Source organism: Paenibacillus sp. WG02 (assembly GCF_055396115.1).
The window spans coordinates 1,846,941-1,862,177 of the sequence record NZ_AP036016.1; the positions used below are offsets into that span (position 1 = coordinate 1,846,941).

The 15,237-nt window shown below is 43.7% G+C and carries 13 protein-coding genes; 5 read left to right on the forward strand and 8 right to left on the reverse strand.

What is annotated here, in order from left to right; translation table 11 throughout:
• Positions 1-348: 348 nt before the first annotated feature.
• The gene (pssA, locus tag ACBP55_RS08775; protein ID WP_464650927.1) at positions 349-1,044 is read left to right on the forward strand and encodes a CDP-diacylglycerol--serine O-phosphatidyltransferase; all 696 of its coding nucleotides are present in this window, start codon (positions 349-351) and stop codon (positions 1,042-1,044) included.
• Between the two features lie 247 nt (positions 1,045-1,291).
• On the opposite strand, the gene ACBP55_RS08780 is transcribed toward pssA, so the two are convergent.
• From ACBP55_RS08780 to ACBP55_RS08795, 4 genes are read right to left on the reverse strand one after another with little or no spacing between them, the layout of a single operon-like run.
• Complete coding sequence (locus ACBP55_RS08780) at positions 1,292-2,548, reverse strand: Gfo/Idh/MocA family protein (protein WP_464650928.1); 1,257 nt, start codon at positions 2,546-2,548, stop codon at positions 1,292-1,294.
• Positions 2,549-2,569: 21 nt separating this feature from the next.
• On the reverse strand, positions 2,570-4,156 hold the full coding sequence (locus ACBP55_RS08785) for an extracellular solute-binding protein (protein WP_464650929.1): 1,587 nt from the start codon (positions 4,154-4,156) through the stop codon (positions 2,570-2,572).
• Between the two features lie 37 nt (positions 4,157-4,193).
• On the reverse strand, positions 4,194-5,078 hold the full coding sequence (locus ACBP55_RS08790) for a carbohydrate ABC transporter permease (RefSeq protein WP_464650930.1): 885 nt from the start codon (positions 5,076-5,078) through the stop codon (positions 4,194-4,196).
• 22 nt (positions 5,079-5,100) lie between these two features.
• Entirely contained in the window at positions 5,101-6,045 is a 945-nt protein-coding gene (locus ACBP55_RS08795) for an ABC transporter permease (protein WP_464650931.1), read from the reverse strand.
• A gap of 257 nt (positions 6,046-6,302) precedes the next feature.
• Between ACBP55_RS08795 and ACBP55_RS08800 the strand changes: the two genes are divergently transcribed.
• A complete protein-coding gene (locus tag ACBP55_RS08800; protein ID WP_464650932.1) occupies positions 6,303-8,561 on the forward strand; it encodes a helix-turn-helix domain-containing protein in 2,259 nt (752 codons plus the stop codon).
• 147 nt (positions 8,562-8,708) lie between these two features.
• Here ACBP55_RS08800 and ACBP55_RS08805 read toward each other — a convergent pair whose 3' ends face one another.
• Together ACBP55_RS08805 and ACBP55_RS08810 are read right to left on the reverse strand one after the other, a co-directional pair.
• Positions 8,709-8,990, reverse strand: coding sequence for an IclR family transcriptional regulator domain-containing protein (locus ACBP55_RS08805; protein WP_464653268.1), 282 nt, complete (start codon positions 8,988-8,990; stop codon positions 8,709-8,711).
• A complete protein-coding gene (locus tag ACBP55_RS08810; protein ID WP_464650933.1) occupies positions 8,873-9,205 on the reverse strand; it encodes a helix-turn-helix domain-containing protein in 333 nt (110 codons plus the stop codon). The genes ACBP55_RS08805 and ACBP55_RS08810 overlap by 118 nt, the downstream gene beginning before the upstream one ends.
• Positions 9,206-9,359: 154 nt before the next feature.
• Here ACBP55_RS08810 and ACBP55_RS08815 point away from each other — a divergent pair, with 154 nt between their 5' ends.
• Complete coding sequence (locus ACBP55_RS08815) at positions 9,360-10,409, forward strand: alpha/beta hydrolase (RefSeq protein WP_464650934.1); 1,050 nt, start codon at positions 9,360-9,362, stop codon at positions 10,407-10,409.
• 497 nt (positions 10,410-10,906) lie between these two features.
• A complete protein-coding gene (locus tag ACBP55_RS08820; protein ID WP_464650935.1) occupies positions 10,907-11,674 on the forward strand; it encodes a peptidoglycan-binding protein in 768 nt (255 codons plus the stop codon).
• 46 nt (positions 11,675-11,720) lie between these two features.
• Here the strand turns inward: ACBP55_RS08820 and ACBP55_RS08825 are convergent, their stop codons facing one another.
• Both ACBP55_RS08825 and ACBP55_RS08830 read right to left on the reverse strand, forming a co-directional pair.
• The gene (locus tag ACBP55_RS08825; RefSeq protein WP_464650936.1) at positions 11,721-12,752 is read right to left on the reverse strand and encodes an anthranilate phosphoribosyltransferase; all 1,032 of its coding nucleotides are present in this window, start codon (positions 12,750-12,752) and stop codon (positions 11,721-11,723) included.
• Positions 12,749-13,399 (reverse strand): ANTAR domain-containing response regulator, encoded by a 651-nt coding sequence (locus tag ACBP55_RS08830; RefSeq protein WP_051253307.1) that lies wholly within the window; start codon positions 13,397-13,399, stop codon positions 12,749-12,751. The genes ACBP55_RS08825 and ACBP55_RS08830 overlap by 4 nt, the downstream gene beginning before the upstream one ends.
• A gap of 463 nt (positions 13,400-13,862) precedes the next feature.
• On the opposite strand from ACBP55_RS08830, the gene ACBP55_RS08835 reads away from it, so the two are divergent.
• On the forward strand, positions 13,863-15,104 hold the full coding sequence (locus ACBP55_RS08835) for a nitrate/nitrite transporter (protein WP_464650937.1): 1,242 nt from the start codon (positions 13,863-13,865) through the stop codon (positions 15,102-15,104).
• The last annotated feature ends 133 nt before the right edge of the window (positions 15,105-15,237 follow it).

Below are 15,237 nucleotides of genomic sequence, written 5' to 3' on the forward strand. Positions count from 1 at the left end.
AGGAAAAAAGTAGATGAATGTATTAATAAAATAGATGGAATTTTTGGAAAAGGAACAATTGAGTTAATAATTTCTACGCAGAGTATTCCAGGGCGACGAAATCCTGCGAATGAGTGAGTATATGAGAGATAACCCATTAATACCGAGGGGCTGGCAGGTTACTTCGATTACAATGGATCAACAAGGAAAAGAAGTCCACTATGTGTGTAATACCAGCGTTGCGGTCTGTGACAGCTACGCTGGTATCCTCTATGTGGTATAGTAATGAAATGTATAAAGTAATCAATTACGATTGCTTCCTCAGCTTGGTATGAGAAAGCTTTTCGTAAATGTAAGAGGAGCAACGAGATGATAAATAAATCAAGCATACCTAATCTATTTACGTTCGCAAATTTATTTTGTGGCTTTTTATCACTGGGACTATCTGCAGATGGTGAATTTAAAAATGCAGCAATACTAGTTATAATCGGCATGATCTTTGACAGTTTAGACGGTAGAATGGCAAGGATTTTAAAAGTATCATCTGAAATGGGTATTGAATTAGATTCACTTGCTGATGTAATAACGTTTGGAGTTGCGCCTGCGATGCTTACTTATCATATTTGGTTTAAGGAATTTGGTATAGTTGGCTTAATGTTTTCTGGCTTATTTCCTTTGTTTGGGGCTTATCGTCTAGCAAGGTTTAACATTACAGCTTCGAAAAAATCAGTATCTTATTTTACTGGTGTCCCAATAACAGCAGCGGGGGGCGCGGTCACACTGCTAGTATTGTTGCATAAATGGATACCTGGATTAATAGTAGGTATTGTTCTAGTAGGATTAGGTTTATTAATGATAAGTAAAATTAAAATTCCAAGCTTCAAGAATGTCAATTTATTAAAGAGTGGTACAATCATTACAATTCTAATGATTTGTTCTACTTACGTGGTTATAACAACACAGCATAAACATTTTCCTTATTTGATTTTTGTGGCTATTCCCTTGTATTTAATTTTTGTCTTTTACCAAGTGATGAGAAAAAGAAATGTTAAAAGAATACGCTAAAATTATGATTATTATATAGCTATTGTTTGGTCATAACGAGTAAATCGATGGGTCGAGAACGTATCTGAAACTCGAAATCGTTGTTCAAATACCGAGGAACGAGAGTTTAATAACTAACGTAAAAGAACTACCGGGACTTCCGGTAGTTCTTTTACGTTATAGGGATAAGAATGATTTTATTTGGATGAATCCTTTATGGTTAAACCAAATTTGATTGGCGGCTGAATTGGCTCTGCATACTTTTCCACTATGGATTCATAATATGTATGGCAAAATCAGATAAATCAATGGACTTCCCATGATTCAATCGGGACTCTTCAGCGGCAAAAGCCATCAAATGGCTGCGCACGGACGCAGATGCGGATGTCAAACTTTCTCCTCCGTCGTAGTTCCGTACTTCTTCAAGGAAGCTGCTCACGATGCCAGAGTCCCCGCCGCCATGGCCACTTGTTGGAGTCGCTATCTTAATCTCCGTCTCCTCATGCGTGACGAAATCAAGTAGAATCAACTTGTCTTCTTCCCCGCGAAGCTCGCCTTTGGTGCCCATAATCTGAATCCTTCGCTCCTGGTGACGGGTGAGGCCGCACATGCTGAACATCGCCGTAGCCCCATTCGCGAATTCCATATTGACGACTTGATGATCGACGACATTATTATCGCTTCGGTACACACAGCGTCCATAAGGGGTTTCTTTCAAGCCTTTGACGATATTTTCCCTTGTCAGTTCTTCTGTGAAATGTCTCGCCCATCCTTTGCCTTCTCCTAAATAGAAGCGTGGCGCGGAATATGGACAGGTCGATTCGACCGTACAGCCATTAATGCAATAATCCGTTGATCCTTCAGGGGCATTCCCGGAATGAAAATGCATCAAGGAACCGTAAGAACTGACCCGAACACAAGGCTGATCCATTAACCAGGAGAGCACATCCATATCATGGCATGATTTGGAAAGTATCATCGGGCTTGAGGTGTCGGAGTTGTTCCAGTTCCCTCGGACGAAACTGTGTGCAATATGCCAATAACCGACGTTTTCGTTTAATTGAATGGATACAACCTGACCAATTCTGTCCTCTTGGATCAGCCGTTTAATAGCAGACCAGAACGGCGTATAGCGGAGAACGTGACAGATCGTAAGTAGACGGTTATTTTCCTTTGACGCTTTTTCCATCTCCAAGCATTCCTTGGGACTTGGCGACATCGGTTTCTCCAATAGGACATGATACTTATTGTTTAAAGCTTGAAGTGTAGGATGGTAATGCATCCGGTCCTGTGTGCAAATCATCGCAATCTCTGCCATTTGCGGCTGGTCCAGCAGTTTTTCCCAAGAATCAAAGCAGCGATCCTCTGGGATTCCGTGCTCTTTGGCAAAACTTGCCCTTCGCTCCGGATTCGATTCTGCAACGGCGACGAATTTCAACAAGTGAGGGTAATTGATGGCAAAAGGCGCATAACCATGGGCGCCTCTCGCTCCCGCACCGATGAGTACAGCTGTAAGCTCCTTCATAGTAGGTTCTCTCCTTGAGGATTACTTTTTCCATTCCCCTTTAATCTTCATATCATTAAGCTCTTTGTTGACTTCATCGATAGCCTGTTTTCCGCCTTTAGCCATCCATTCATCAACCATCTTATCCCAATCGGAAATCGGTCTTTGGCCAACGACCATCTTGGTCGTTTCATCCGTAATATATTGGTTCAATTCCGTCTTTTTCTCCATAAACGTAAGGGGATGAATCCGATTGAGCGGATTTACATAAAACGGTGAACCTTTCAAAAGATCGGCAAGCTTCTGGTTGAATTCTTTTCCTTCAACGGTTTTGTTCATTTTCGCGTAATCGTACAGAATGTCGTCGCCAGTCTGCCATCCTTCGTTTAAGATATAGGCATTTGGTGCTACATTAGATCTGTTTTCCGTTATTTTTTGCGCGATGCCGTCAACCATTTTATAACCCTTGCCTTCATGCCCATTCATCCAATCGTAATATTCGTTCTTCGGATTCTGCTGATCGAAGGGAACAGGCTTTCTGAAGTAATCGATGATCTCCAGAATGCGTTTTACTTTATTCGGATCGTTTTTCAGCTTGGCAGAAATCATATACATACGATAAAAGCCAGTCCCTAGGGTATAGCCTGAATTCCCATCGGCCGTTTTGAACGGAGGAATCGGAACGACAACAGCCTTCGGATCATTTTTCTTCAATACTTCGAAGTCAACGCCGCTCGGACCGCCTGGTCCGGGTTGATCGTACCAAATCCCGACTTTACCCGCGTTAAACGCTTTAAATACGTCGTTATATTTCGTAACAGCCCAATCTTTATTGAGTGCGCCTGCCTTGTAAACATCGGCAAGGAACTGAATCTTTTCTTTATTGGCTTGAGAAATATTGCCGGGGATCAACTGACCGCTTGGATTCTTATGATACCATGCGGTATTGCTGTAATAGGCGCCAAAGCCCGGGTCATAATAGATCCCTTTTGCAAGGCCTAGACCTACGGTATCGTCCTTTCCGTTTCCGTCTGGATCGTTCTTCGCAAAAGCCGTAACAACCTGCTTCAGCTCATCATAGGTAGTCGGCATTTTAAGCCCGAGTTTATCCAGCCAATCTTGGCGGATAAGCGGTTTTTTTCCGCCTTTTGCCGTAAAATAGGTTGGAATTCCATAGATTTTCCCGTCCACTCTCAAAGGATCCCATACATAATCCGGAACCGCTTTAAAAGTGTCATATTGCTTAATGAACTCATCGAGCGGAAGGTAAGCGCCTTGCTTCGCCCATTTCACGAAGTTGGAATCCACTTCCTCCATACCGATCACATCCGGAAGATCGCCGGAAGCCATTTTTACGGCAAGCTTTTCATCGTATGTATCCCAAGGAATGTACTGCGACTTGAAATCAACCTTAAACTTTTCATTGATTGCTTTTACCGCTTCGCTATCTGGTGGCGGGACCGGATCTTCCCAAGAACCTTCAAACCAATTGATCGTCACTTTTTTGCCGGTATCCGTCCCAGCCTTGCCGGTTTCTTGTGGGGCCGCAGATTGCCCGCTGGAACAAGCCGCCAGACTGCTTGCCATAGTAAGAGATAGTAGGACAGTAGTTATACGTTTCATTTGCATGTAGAACCCTCCTCATTGATATGTAATCGGTACTCCCTTATCCTTTCACTGATCCCAACATCACCCCTTTCGCAAAATGCTTTTGCAGAAACGGATAGACAACTAAAATCGGGATCGTTGCGAGCAGGACAGCAGCCATGCCAATCGTCTCGGCGGGAGGCGGGTTTTGAGCCAATCCCATTAGGTGACCATCAGAAAGTGTCCCTGAAGCTTGCTCCAAAATGACGATTTGGCGCAATATGACCTGTACGGTCCATTTGGCTGGATCACTCATATAGATTAAGGCAGAGAAATAAGTGTTCCAGTTGCTTACCGCGTAAAACAAACCAAATGCCGCGAGAGCCGGCTTAGAAAGCGGGATGATAATGCGGGAAAAAATTTGCAAATCATTCGCACCATCCATGTAAGCGGCTTCCGATAAATCTTGAGGAATACCCATGAAAAACTGCCTCATCACGATCAAATTGAACGAGTTGATCGCACCCGGAATGATAAGCGCCCAATACGTATTGAGTAAGTGTGTCGCTTTTACCACTAAGTAGGTGGGGATAATTCCTGCACCGAAAACAAAGGTAAACAGCACAAGGAATAAATAAAATCGTTGGCCCCATATTTGACGTGACAGCGCATAAGCCATCATGGAAGTCAGCAGTAGACTTATCAACGAGCCGACGATCGTAACAAAGACAGTAACGCCAATCGAACGGACAAACGCTTTGGATTCAAAAATGTAATTGTAAGCATCGAGCACCCATGTCTTAGGAAACAGCAGTAATTCCTTTTGTACAAATTCAGCGTAAGACGTAAAGGAAGTAACAATCATATAATAAAACGGAAATAACATGATCAAGCTTATCACAATAAGTATAAGCGCATTGAGCGCATTCATCGATTTACTTCGCCAACTTAGATAGGAATTCATTCCCTTCACCTCCATTTGATGATTAAAAGACGCCTTCTTCGCCGAATCGCTTCGCCAAACGGTTTGCTCCAACAATCAAGATCAAGCCGACAAAAGATTTGAATAGACCGACCGCAGTCGCGAAGCTAAAGTCTGATTGTTCGATCCCTTTGTAGTAAACGAACGTATCCAACACGTTGCCCATTTCCCTGTTAAACGGATTAATCATCAAGAAGATTTGTTCAAAACCAACATCGAGGACGCTTCCGAGTCGTAAAATCAACAAAATGACAATCGTGCTGCGAATAGCAGGCAGCGTAATATGCCAAATCTGCCTCAATCGGCTTGCACCGTCGACAACAGCCGCTTCGTACAAGCTCGGGTTCACACCAGACAAGGCAGCGAGGAAAATAATCGTACCCCAGCCGGATTCCTTCCAGATTACTTCCAAGACGATCAAGGGCATGAACCAGCCTGGCTCCTGCAGAAAGGGAATCGGTTGCATCCCAAATACATGAGATAATAGTTGATTCGCAATCCCTTCTGATTTGAGAAATACCGTTGCAATTCCAACGACCACAACCCATGATAAAAAGTGTGGCAAATAAATGATGGATTGAATAATGCGCTTCAGCTTCTCGCTGCGTAGTTCATTTAGCATAAGTGACAACAGAATCGAAAATGGAAAGGCAAACACAATCTGCAAAAAGGACAAGTAGAGCGTGTTCCAGATGACACGGATCACTTCGCTATCTTCAAAAATCTTCTTAAAATGCTTCATCCCAACCCAGTCGCTATGAAGAAATCCTTTGAATGCGCTGAAATCCTGAAAGGCAATAATATTGCCCAGCATAGGAACGTAGCGATAAATAATGAAATAAGCAAGTCCCGGCAGAAGGAGCAGATACAAATATTTCTCTTTCCATAATCTGGCTGCGAGCGATTTGCTCTTCTTCTTCACAATTCTATTTTCTGTGATTATTTCCATTGTCTTCCCCCTTGTATTTATGTACTATAAAAAGATCACGTAGGAAGGTGTAACCGTTTTCAACTAGATGATAGTGTTGGAATAACGTCGGGCTGCGGGACCATTAGTCTTTGTTGCTATATGACCCATACTAATCAGAAAGATGGGAAGAGACTATCCATAAAATTTTCATTACCGATCATTTCTTCGAAAAATCTGTAAAAAAGCACAATTTTCAATAAAATAATCACTCTTATTCCGAAGGAGGATTCAAGAACATGCGAAGAATACGCCAGTTGAAACTCAATACTCGCTCTATATTTGTCAAATTGCTGATAAGCTTCCTAGTGATCATCCTCCTGTTCGTCTCGTTTAATTTATTTTCACTCACATTTTTCAGACAGAGCGTACGCGACGAACTGATTAAATATAACGATACGAACATGTCCAATACGACTCACGACTTTGAAGAATATTTTCAATTGCTGAACAGCATCATTGTCAATTTGTACTTGAACAAAAACCTACGGGATTCAGATACAGCATCCATCGATTATGTCGCCGCTAATCATGTGATTGATGATCTGCGAAACACGGTCTCCAATCCCCGTTTCTATTTAAATAACTTGTTTGTGTACGATATCAAACATTCACTTATTCTCGAAAAAGCAAGAGGAGCAAGTCCAGAAGCGATATTCTCCCAACTTTATACGAATCCCGACTACACCTATGACTTCTGGAAACGGGAATTTGCTCAAAAAGTCTATTTCAAAATGTATCCGGCAGCTACCTTTACTGAGGCGCCTAATCTTAGTCCCGTGTCTCAAACCGGCCTTGTTTTTCCTTTAATGATAAAAAGCGATTTTTATCCCGACTATATTATGCTTGCCTTTATCGATACCAATAGGTTATATAAGGCGTTCCATCAATCGATCAACGATAACTTTTACATGTTGGACGATCTAGGGCATCCTTTGTTCTCGTCCGATTCAACCAGTCGGCATCAGCTTCCGGTTTTGGAACCGGGCAAAGATTGGATCAAGGAAAACGGGAATTACTATTTTTATAAAAAAGGGGAGGTTACTGGGTTTACGTACGTCAATATTGTCCCAGATGCCGCGATTTCGTCCCAGATATTCCATTTGAATATGACTCTGATTGCGCTTCTCGTCATTTCGGTCCTAATCAGCATTGCAGTGTCCATCTTCTTTAGCATGAGGTTTAACAATCCGGTTAAAAAAATAGTAGATTCGATTCGGCATTTTAACGAAAAAAATACGCTCGCCAAACACACGAACGAATTTGACCTGATTAAAGAAAATATTGGTTTCATGTTGAAATCGAATCAGGATGCCCACATGAACTTGGAGAAAAAAACGTCACTTCTACGTTATTATGGTTACATGAACCGTTTAAAACGTATCCATGGTGATCCCGATGAGATCCATGCTTCCGATGAAATGAACCAGCCGTTTCGCTTTATCTTGTTTCAACTAACGTTCAAAATGCAGTTTTCTCAGGATATAAGCGAGGAAAAGGAACGCGCCACCTATTATATTAGGGAGTATGTCAATCAAGCGATGGGAAAGGAATTGAACGATGCCCATACCTTTCAGATCGAAACGGATCAAATATTGTCTATTGTGTATATCAACGATCAGACTCAACAGTGGATGGAAGTTTTAAATACGATTAAGCATGTTCTGGCAACCGATAAGGACTACTTTTTTTTCACAATAGCCGTTAGTGATTTATATGAACACTCTTCTGAGCAGACTTCTGCCTATGAACAAGTCGTGAAATTGATCAAACATCGCCCATTTGACGATGAGACAAGGATTTTATATGACGAGGACGTGAAAGAGGAGTCTTTCTTGCTCCCAGGTACCCTGGAACAGGAAATCAACGTCAACCTGCAGGAAGGAAACGATACCCTGGTCCTACAAACGCTGCGTCGGGTTCTTAAGCAAATGAAAAAGAAAGAGGTGAGCACGCCTGTTTTCTATCGGTTCGCGGAGGAAATCACAGATAAAGTCCAGCGAATGTTAAACTCTCTGAATCTGGAAACAAACCATGTGGTGGGTTCGGCGAAATCGATCCGGCTCATGCATACTACCCAGGAATTGGAACAATATTTCGAGATGATACTGAACGAAACAGGTCGGTTGATCCGGTTGAAAAAGGAAGAACACGACCCGATCGTCAGCTTTATCGTGGACTATTTGCAAGACCATTACTCGGAAGACATCACATTGGATCTAATAGCAGGAAAACTTAATATTACTGGTGGTTATTTATCCACTTATTTTAAGGAAAAAACAGGAACCAACTTCGTTGACTTCGTTAATGAATTCCGCATCAAGCAAGCCGTTCATTTGCTTCTGCAAACGGATATGAAAATTCAAGAAATTGCGCTTCAAGCAGGCTATCAAACCATGAGTTCTTTTAACCGTATCTTTAAAAAGTATCTAGGTGTTACGCCAAGTGAATATCGAAGAAACAACATCCAGCTGGGCGAGCGTACGAGTGCATATTGAAAATACCGACCTTGTAGGATCAGAAAAACAGCGGTCACAACCCAGAAGGTATGGGGATGTGAACCGCTGTTTCTCATAATAGGAGCTTTATCAGATTATTTCAGAAAACCGAACTGACGCGAAATCTCTTTTGCCGTCTTTACAACTTTATTGGCTGTTCAATATTTTGTTCAGTTCAAGCTCATTTTGAAAGGCTAAGAGCATTTTACCGGAACTCGTACAATGAGCGGGATTTCTTCCTCCTACGTAGGCGCCGACATCTTCTTTTTTTGTGCCCTCGACTTGATGGATGTATGCGATCTCGTTTTCTTCTAATACAGCAACACGGAGTGCTTCGGAAGTTTCGCGAGCAAGACGTTGAATAATAGGGCTTGCTGCTTGCGATAAGTCCCAATAGGTAGTGACAATAACGTGGTACAGTGAAGCGATTCGTTGGCCGAGCCTGTATTTATGAGTGATTGGATCTTGGAAAACAAACCCTCGCTCAGTAAGGTGGACAGCAACCGACTGGTTGTGCTTTTGCCGAGACTCAATTCATCGGCCAGCTCGGTCAGCCTTTTTTCGGGCGTGTTCACAGTAAACAGTTTTAATAGGCGCAAGGCGTTTTTAACAGAAGAAAGGATTTGCGGATTTGTATTCGGCACGAGTTGATATAAGCCCCTCTTCGATTCATTTTACTGTTCCGCATAGAGGAACAATGGCATTGTTTATGTTCACAATTGCCTATTATTATACATACATAAGCGCTCTTATCCAATCCAGCTTTGATAAACCATTTGAGAGTTAGGAGATGTAGGCATGAACAGTAAAGAACTTTACGTAAAAGTGGTCAAACAGATTCCCGATTTGGATGTTGTGGGTCAATTAGACCCGCGAGTGTACCGTGTTCAACAGCAACAGGCGGAAGCCATGGCATCGGCAGAGAGGCCAAATTTCAATCCTTCCGATATACCGAATTTCGTTAAAGCGATGAGGGCTATGATGGGATGGAAGAACGAGGATGTTACTCAGACTGAAATTGCGATCGCTTTCAAGGTTATTGAGGGAACGAACGGTCCGATTCCGCTGCGTATTTACACGCCTTCACAAGAAAGAGGTTTACCGGCGATCGTATTCTTTCATGGTGGCGGCTTTATTGGCGGAACCGTTGACGTTGTTGAGAACCCGTGCAAAGCTTTGGCTGAAAAAGCGGGGGCTGTCGTGGTCTCTGTCGATTACCGGCTTGCCCCAGAGCATCCGTTTCCTGCAGGGCTAATGGATTGCTTCGAAACTGTTCAGTGGGTTTACGAGCACGCCAGTGAAATCGGTGTTAATCCAGAGCGAGTCGCAGTGGCTGGCGATAGCGCAGGTGGCAATTTGGCTACGGTTTGCGCCATGATGGACCGTGATAAAGGAACCGGCATGATTAAATTTCAAGCGCTTATTTATCCTACAGTGAATATGGGCGCTGTCGAAACGGAAGATTTCAAATGGAGTATGGATGAATACGACATTCGTAATCACGAAGAGTTCATTGTCGCTGGGATTGAAGGATTGCGAGGAGGCAGCGGCATGCTGCTAAATCTGTACTTGCAAAATCGCACGAAGCTAACTGATCCTTATGTAGCACCGCTATTGGCGAACGATTTAAGCGGCATGCCAGAGACCTTGATCGTCACGGCGGAATTTGACTACTTGAGGATAGAGGATGAAGCTTACGCTAACAAGTTAGCACGCTCGGGGGTACCGACGAAGCTGATTCAGTATAACGGCATGGATCATGCGTTTTTGGATAAGACGGGATTATATCCGCAAGCTGAAGATTGTGCCAATGAAATCGCTAAAGAAGTTAAACGTATATTTGCCTAAGGCAATCGAAGATGAATATTTTTATTCCAGCATAATGGAGACCGTCGATTCATTCGACCCATCTTACTCCACATAGATTTGTCTTAAAACCGGGATCAATCGTCATATATGCAGAATTTAGGTTGCTAGATGATTGAATTCATATTAGCTGTTGAATGATGTTGTAAAAAGTGCAACAATTTATGCCTAAATCTCGCCTATCTCCCTTCATTGTTGCACAATGTACAACAATTTAGCCCAATATAGACCATTTCGCATCAAATGAGTTCAAAATGTTGTACGAAATGCAACTTCAAGTTGCAAAGTAGCCTTTTGGCGTGTGAATTGTTGTAAAAAATACAACATTGGTAATCACGATAGCCAACCTCCCCTCACGAAGCGATATCCAAACCCATATTTCATTATTATGGATAATAGTCGTGAATTTGGTCATTCTAATGCTATCGTCCACTGTGTGACGAATGATACTGAAGACGACGGGGAGTGAACGTAAACGCATGTTACAGGGTAAAAAAAAGCATGTCTGGATTATTCTAATCTGTATCGCATTGTTCTGCTCATCCACAACCACCGCTTTTGCCTATGGTAAAGGGGCAAAGGGACCTGATGTCTATGCGGTGCAAGGGATGCTGAAGTCACTTGGCTACTATAGCGGACCTATTACGGGCTACTATGGTAATCAAACTTCATTAGGTGTTAAAGCGTTTCAAAGCAGATATGGCCTTCCTGTGACTGGGAATGTAGATGATCAAACGCTGCAATCCATCCTGTGGGCTTATGGTAATTTAAAAATTCCCAAGAAGCCGACACCACCAACACCAGCTCCTCCGCCAACTACACCTAAGCCTACACCTAAACCGCAAGTCCCTTCGACTACGGAGTTGACGGTGGAGGAGAAGCAAATGCTGGATTTGGTTAATAAGGAGCGTGCAGCTGTAGGACTTTCCCCACTAGCTGTCGATCCGGCGCTTACCAAAACGGCTAGACTAAAAAGCCAAGATATGGTCGATAACAACTACTTCTCCCACGACTCACCGACGTATGGCTCGCCATTCGATATGATGCAGAAGTTCGGAATTACGTATAACGCGGCAGGAGAAAATATTGCTTGCAATCAAAGTGTCCAAGCGGCTCATGAGGCGCTGATGAATTCTTCAGGACACAAAGCGAATATTCTTAGCAAAGATTACACCCATATTGGGATCGGCATCGTAAACGGCGGTCCGTGCGGTAAAATGTTTACCCAGCAGTTTATTGGCAAATGAAAATGAAAAAAAGAGCCCTTTGGGGCTCTTTTTTCATAGTATAAAATTAGGTTGCAGATACGGGCTTAATCGCTTCCGTCCACTCGGTAAATTTTTGTAGAGCAGCCCCTTGCTCAATCGCATGTCGGGCCAAATAAATACCTTCTTCAATGGACCCAGCTTTCTGGGAAACCCATAGACGCACAGCACTGTTCAGTAAAACCATATTCAAGTAGGGGAGCTCGGCATCTCCGCGAAGAACGGATAATGCCGTTTCAGCTTGCAGCTGAGCAGTCCATTCCATCTCCGGTACCTCGACCATTAATTCGTAAATTTCAGGATCAACAATGAATAATTCACTGGAACCCTCTTGAATGAGGTATGTCCGTGTGCGCTTGTCAATGGAAAGGTCCTCGGAGCCTTCCATGCCTTGCACAACAATACCGCGAGAGACGCCCAATTCGATTAATAAATTGGTGATTTTCTCGAACACAGTACCATGAAACACGCCGACAGCCATGAATGGTGCTTCCGTAAAGCGCAGCAGTTTCTCCGCTGTGTTGAACACGGTCCGCAGACCGAGTTCCTTGCGCAGTTCGCGCAGCTCTCCGAGCGGTGCACACCAGCTCTCCGTTGGTGCGAACAAGAAGCCTGTTCGCGCTGCAGCTGAGATGAGTGCTTCACGTGAAGCGTCAAGCGCGGGTACATCAAGAGCCGCTAGCACGTCGGACAGCGTAATGCCCCATTTTGGCGGCATGCTTGGGCTGCCGTGCAGCGTAGTTGGAAGTCCGCAGGCCGCGAGAACGAACGCGGTCGGCAAAGTCGCGATGAACGTACGTGAGCGTCCATCATAAGGTCCGGCGCAATCCATGCTGCCGGGAATTGGATAAGTATTAACGCGCTGGCGCAAAGCATCGATGAAGGCTTTCAACTCTTCGGGGGATTCCATTTTGATGCGTTCTGCAACGAGAAAAGCACCCATTTGAGCTTGTGTTGCGGCTCCGGTTAGTATGAGCTCCGCTGCTTGGGAAGCCTCTTCATAGGTAAGATCTCTGGCTCCGCGCTTTCCGCGTCCTACTTCTTTTAATAATGATATCATCGTTTGCGACCTCCTTGATTCTGATCCTTTAGTATTTGATATACCTTGACGATGGAGGTAGCAACGTCTACCATACGTTTACGTTCATTCATGGCTTGTTTACGCAGAAAATCATAAGCCTCCGCTTCGGAGATGCCTTTGATTTCACATAAGATTCGCTTCGCTTGATCGACCCATTTGCGTTCCTCTAGTTTGGAGAGAAGCTGTTCGCGCTCTTGATGCCATTCAGTCCGCCTAAAGTAATGATTCACACCAAGGAGCAGTGCACAGTGAATTTCTAGAGGACTCATCGCAGAGCCGATTAAACCATCAATACCCGCATCCATTCTACATTCATTAGAAGGGAAAGTGCGAGCATCACACCACCAGAAAAGGGGAAGGCTGCGATGAGCAAGCACACGGGAGCGCCATGGCTCTACTTGATCAGGGCCTACGGATAATAATACCGCATCGACCTTGGGAATCATAAATGAAATTTCTTTTTCATTAGATGCTGCATATATACGAAATCCCAAATCCTTCAGCATTGCTTCAGGCAAGGACTCCTTTTCGTTATCCGTAACATTCAGCTCGGTAGTCGACGACGAGGAGGAGGTAGCTGAGCGAGTTGGTTTAAACTCGTCGATCAGTATAAATGATTGTAACATTTGAATACCTCCTATCATGGATAGCTTCTTACCGAATGGCAACTTCATGTAAGGTTTTCTTAATGAAATGATTTATTATACGGCATTACTATAGCATATGACCTTAAATTTTGTCGATATGGTAGAGGGAATCTCACATATAAAATTTTGTGTTATGTTTATTGACACGATGGCAATGTCATACTATAATCAATTCAGAAACCGGCACAATGATGTGCCACTAACGAAGGCAATGGCGCCTATCCCCTTACAAATACGTAACCGGATAGGCTATTTATGTTCTAATTACAGAAAATCATCTAACATGCTGTTCACGATGATGTGGCAGCAGTGGCAAAGAGGCCGATAAGCATCCCACACACATGTTGGGGTATGTTTGTCGGCCTTTTCTGTCAAAGAACAGTCAAACATGTCTGGGTAGGAAAAAAGAAGGCGAAAAGCCTCACAAAAGGAGAGGGAAAGCATGGTTGATCGGAAAAGTTTTATGCAAGTGGGGCACAAAGGGTCATTGTTCAGTTCATTCTTATATTTTGACATGAGCTTCATGGTTTGGGTTCTTCTTGGGCCGCTAGCGGTTATTCTCGCTAATGATTTTCATCTAAATGCTGCTGAAAAAGCGAATCTCGTTGCTTTGCCTACCTTGGGTGGAGCCGTACTTAGATTGGTATTGGGTGTTCTGACAGATAAGATAGGTCCTAAGCTTACAGGACAAATCGGACTAACGTTAACCTTAGTACCTTTATTCTGGGGTTGGCAGTTTGCAAACACGATGGGGGATATGTACTTTGTTGCTCTGATGCTGGGTATTGCAGGAGCGAGTTTTGCGGCAGCATTACCGCTTGCCAGCAGCTGGTACCCGCCGCAGTATCAAGGTTTAGCGATGGGAATTGCAGGGGCAGGCAATAGTGGAACGATCTTCGCTACCTTATTTGCAAACCGAATAGCGCAGCATTATGGAGATTGGCATGTTGTTTTCGGTATTGCGATGATTCCGATTGCGTTAACCTTAATCATCTTTAGTGTACTGGCAAAGGATAGCCCGAATAAACCTGCGCCGAAAACGATTGCGGAATACGGCAAAGTATTGAAACAGAAAGATTCCTGGTTGTTCTGTATTTTATATAGTGTAACGTTTGGTGGATTCGTCGGAATGGCCTCTTACTTGACCATTTTCTTTAATTCTCAATACGGTCTCTCTCCGGTTCGTGCAGCAGATTTTACAACTTTATGCGTAATCGGCGGCAGCTTCTTCCGACCAGTAGGCGGCTGGCTGGCAGACAAAATTGGCGGTATTCGGATGTTAATGGTCTTGTACGGTGTTGTCGCTTTGATGATGGCTGGCATCTCCACACTGCCATCACTTTCCTTCACTACGATTATGCTCTTCATTGCCATGATGGCTTTCGGTATGGGGAATGGATCTGTTTTCCAACTTGTTCCACAGCGTTTCAAGACGGAAATTGGAGTTATAACTGGAATCGTTGGAGCAGCAGGCGGCTTAGGCGGATATTTCCTACCCAAGATTCTCGGTAACTTGAAACTAACGACAGGTTCTTTTACTCCAGGATTCCTAATTTTAAGTGCTATTGCGATTACATGTCTCTTGTTGATCGCCATTGTGCAGGGGCAATGGAAACGTACTTGGATCGGTGAAGGCGGCAAAGTGAAGGTAGCTCCAGCTTCTATGGATAGTGTGCATGCTTAAGTAACAGCTTCAAGCCGCTGGTCGTGTGGCCAGCGGCAAATAAGTAAAGCCTTTGCTCATGCAGCTTGAGTGTCCAGGCTGCATGAGCAAAGACGTTTACTTGCTTACCGTCTTTGGAAGTTCAAATCGAACT

Excerpts from the sequence above, each read along its gene's own strand:
- ACBP55_RS08790 (WP_464650930.1), bottom strand. The coding sequence starts at position 5,078 with ATGAATTCCTATCTAAGTTGGCGAAGTAAATCGATGAATGCGCTCAAT.
- pssA (WP_464650927.1), top strand. The coding sequence starts at position 349 with ATGATAAATAAATCAAGCATACCTAATCTATTTACGTTCGCAAATTTA.
- ACBP55_RS08825 (WP_464650936.1), bottom strand. The coding sequence starts at position 12,752 with ATGATATCATTATTAAAAGAAGTAGGACGCGGAAAGCGCGGAGCCAGA.
- ACBP55_RS08815 (WP_464650934.1), top strand. The coding sequence starts at position 9,360 with ATGAACAGTAAAGAACTTTACGTAAAAGTGGTCAAACAGATTCCCGAT.
- ACBP55_RS08780 (WP_464650928.1), bottom strand. The coding sequence starts at position 2,548 with ATGAAGGAGCTTACAGCTGTACTCATCGGTGCGGGAGCGAGAGGCGCC.
- ACBP55_RS08800 (WP_464650932.1), top strand. The coding sequence starts at position 6,303 with ATGCGAAGAATACGCCAGTTGAAACTCAATACTCGCTCTATATTTGTC.
- ACBP55_RS08835 (WP_464650937.1), top strand. The coding sequence starts at position 13,863 with ATGGTTGATCGGAAAAGTTTTATGCAAGTGGGGCACAAAGGGTCATTG.
- ACBP55_RS08795 (WP_464650931.1), bottom strand. The coding sequence starts at position 6,045 with ATGGAAATAATCACAGAAAATAGAATTGTGAAGAAGAAGAGCAAATCG.
- ACBP55_RS08785 (WP_464650929.1), bottom strand. The coding sequence starts at position 4,156 with ATGCAAATGAAACGTATAACTACTGTCCTACTATCTCTTACTATGGCA.
- ACBP55_RS08820 (WP_464650935.1), top strand. The coding sequence starts at position 10,907 with ATGTTACAGGGTAAAAAAAAGCATGTCTGGATTATTCTAATCTGTATC.
- ACBP55_RS08830 (WP_051253307.1), bottom strand. The coding sequence starts at position 13,399 with ATGTTACAATCATTTATACTGATCGACGAGTTTAAACCAACTCGCTCA.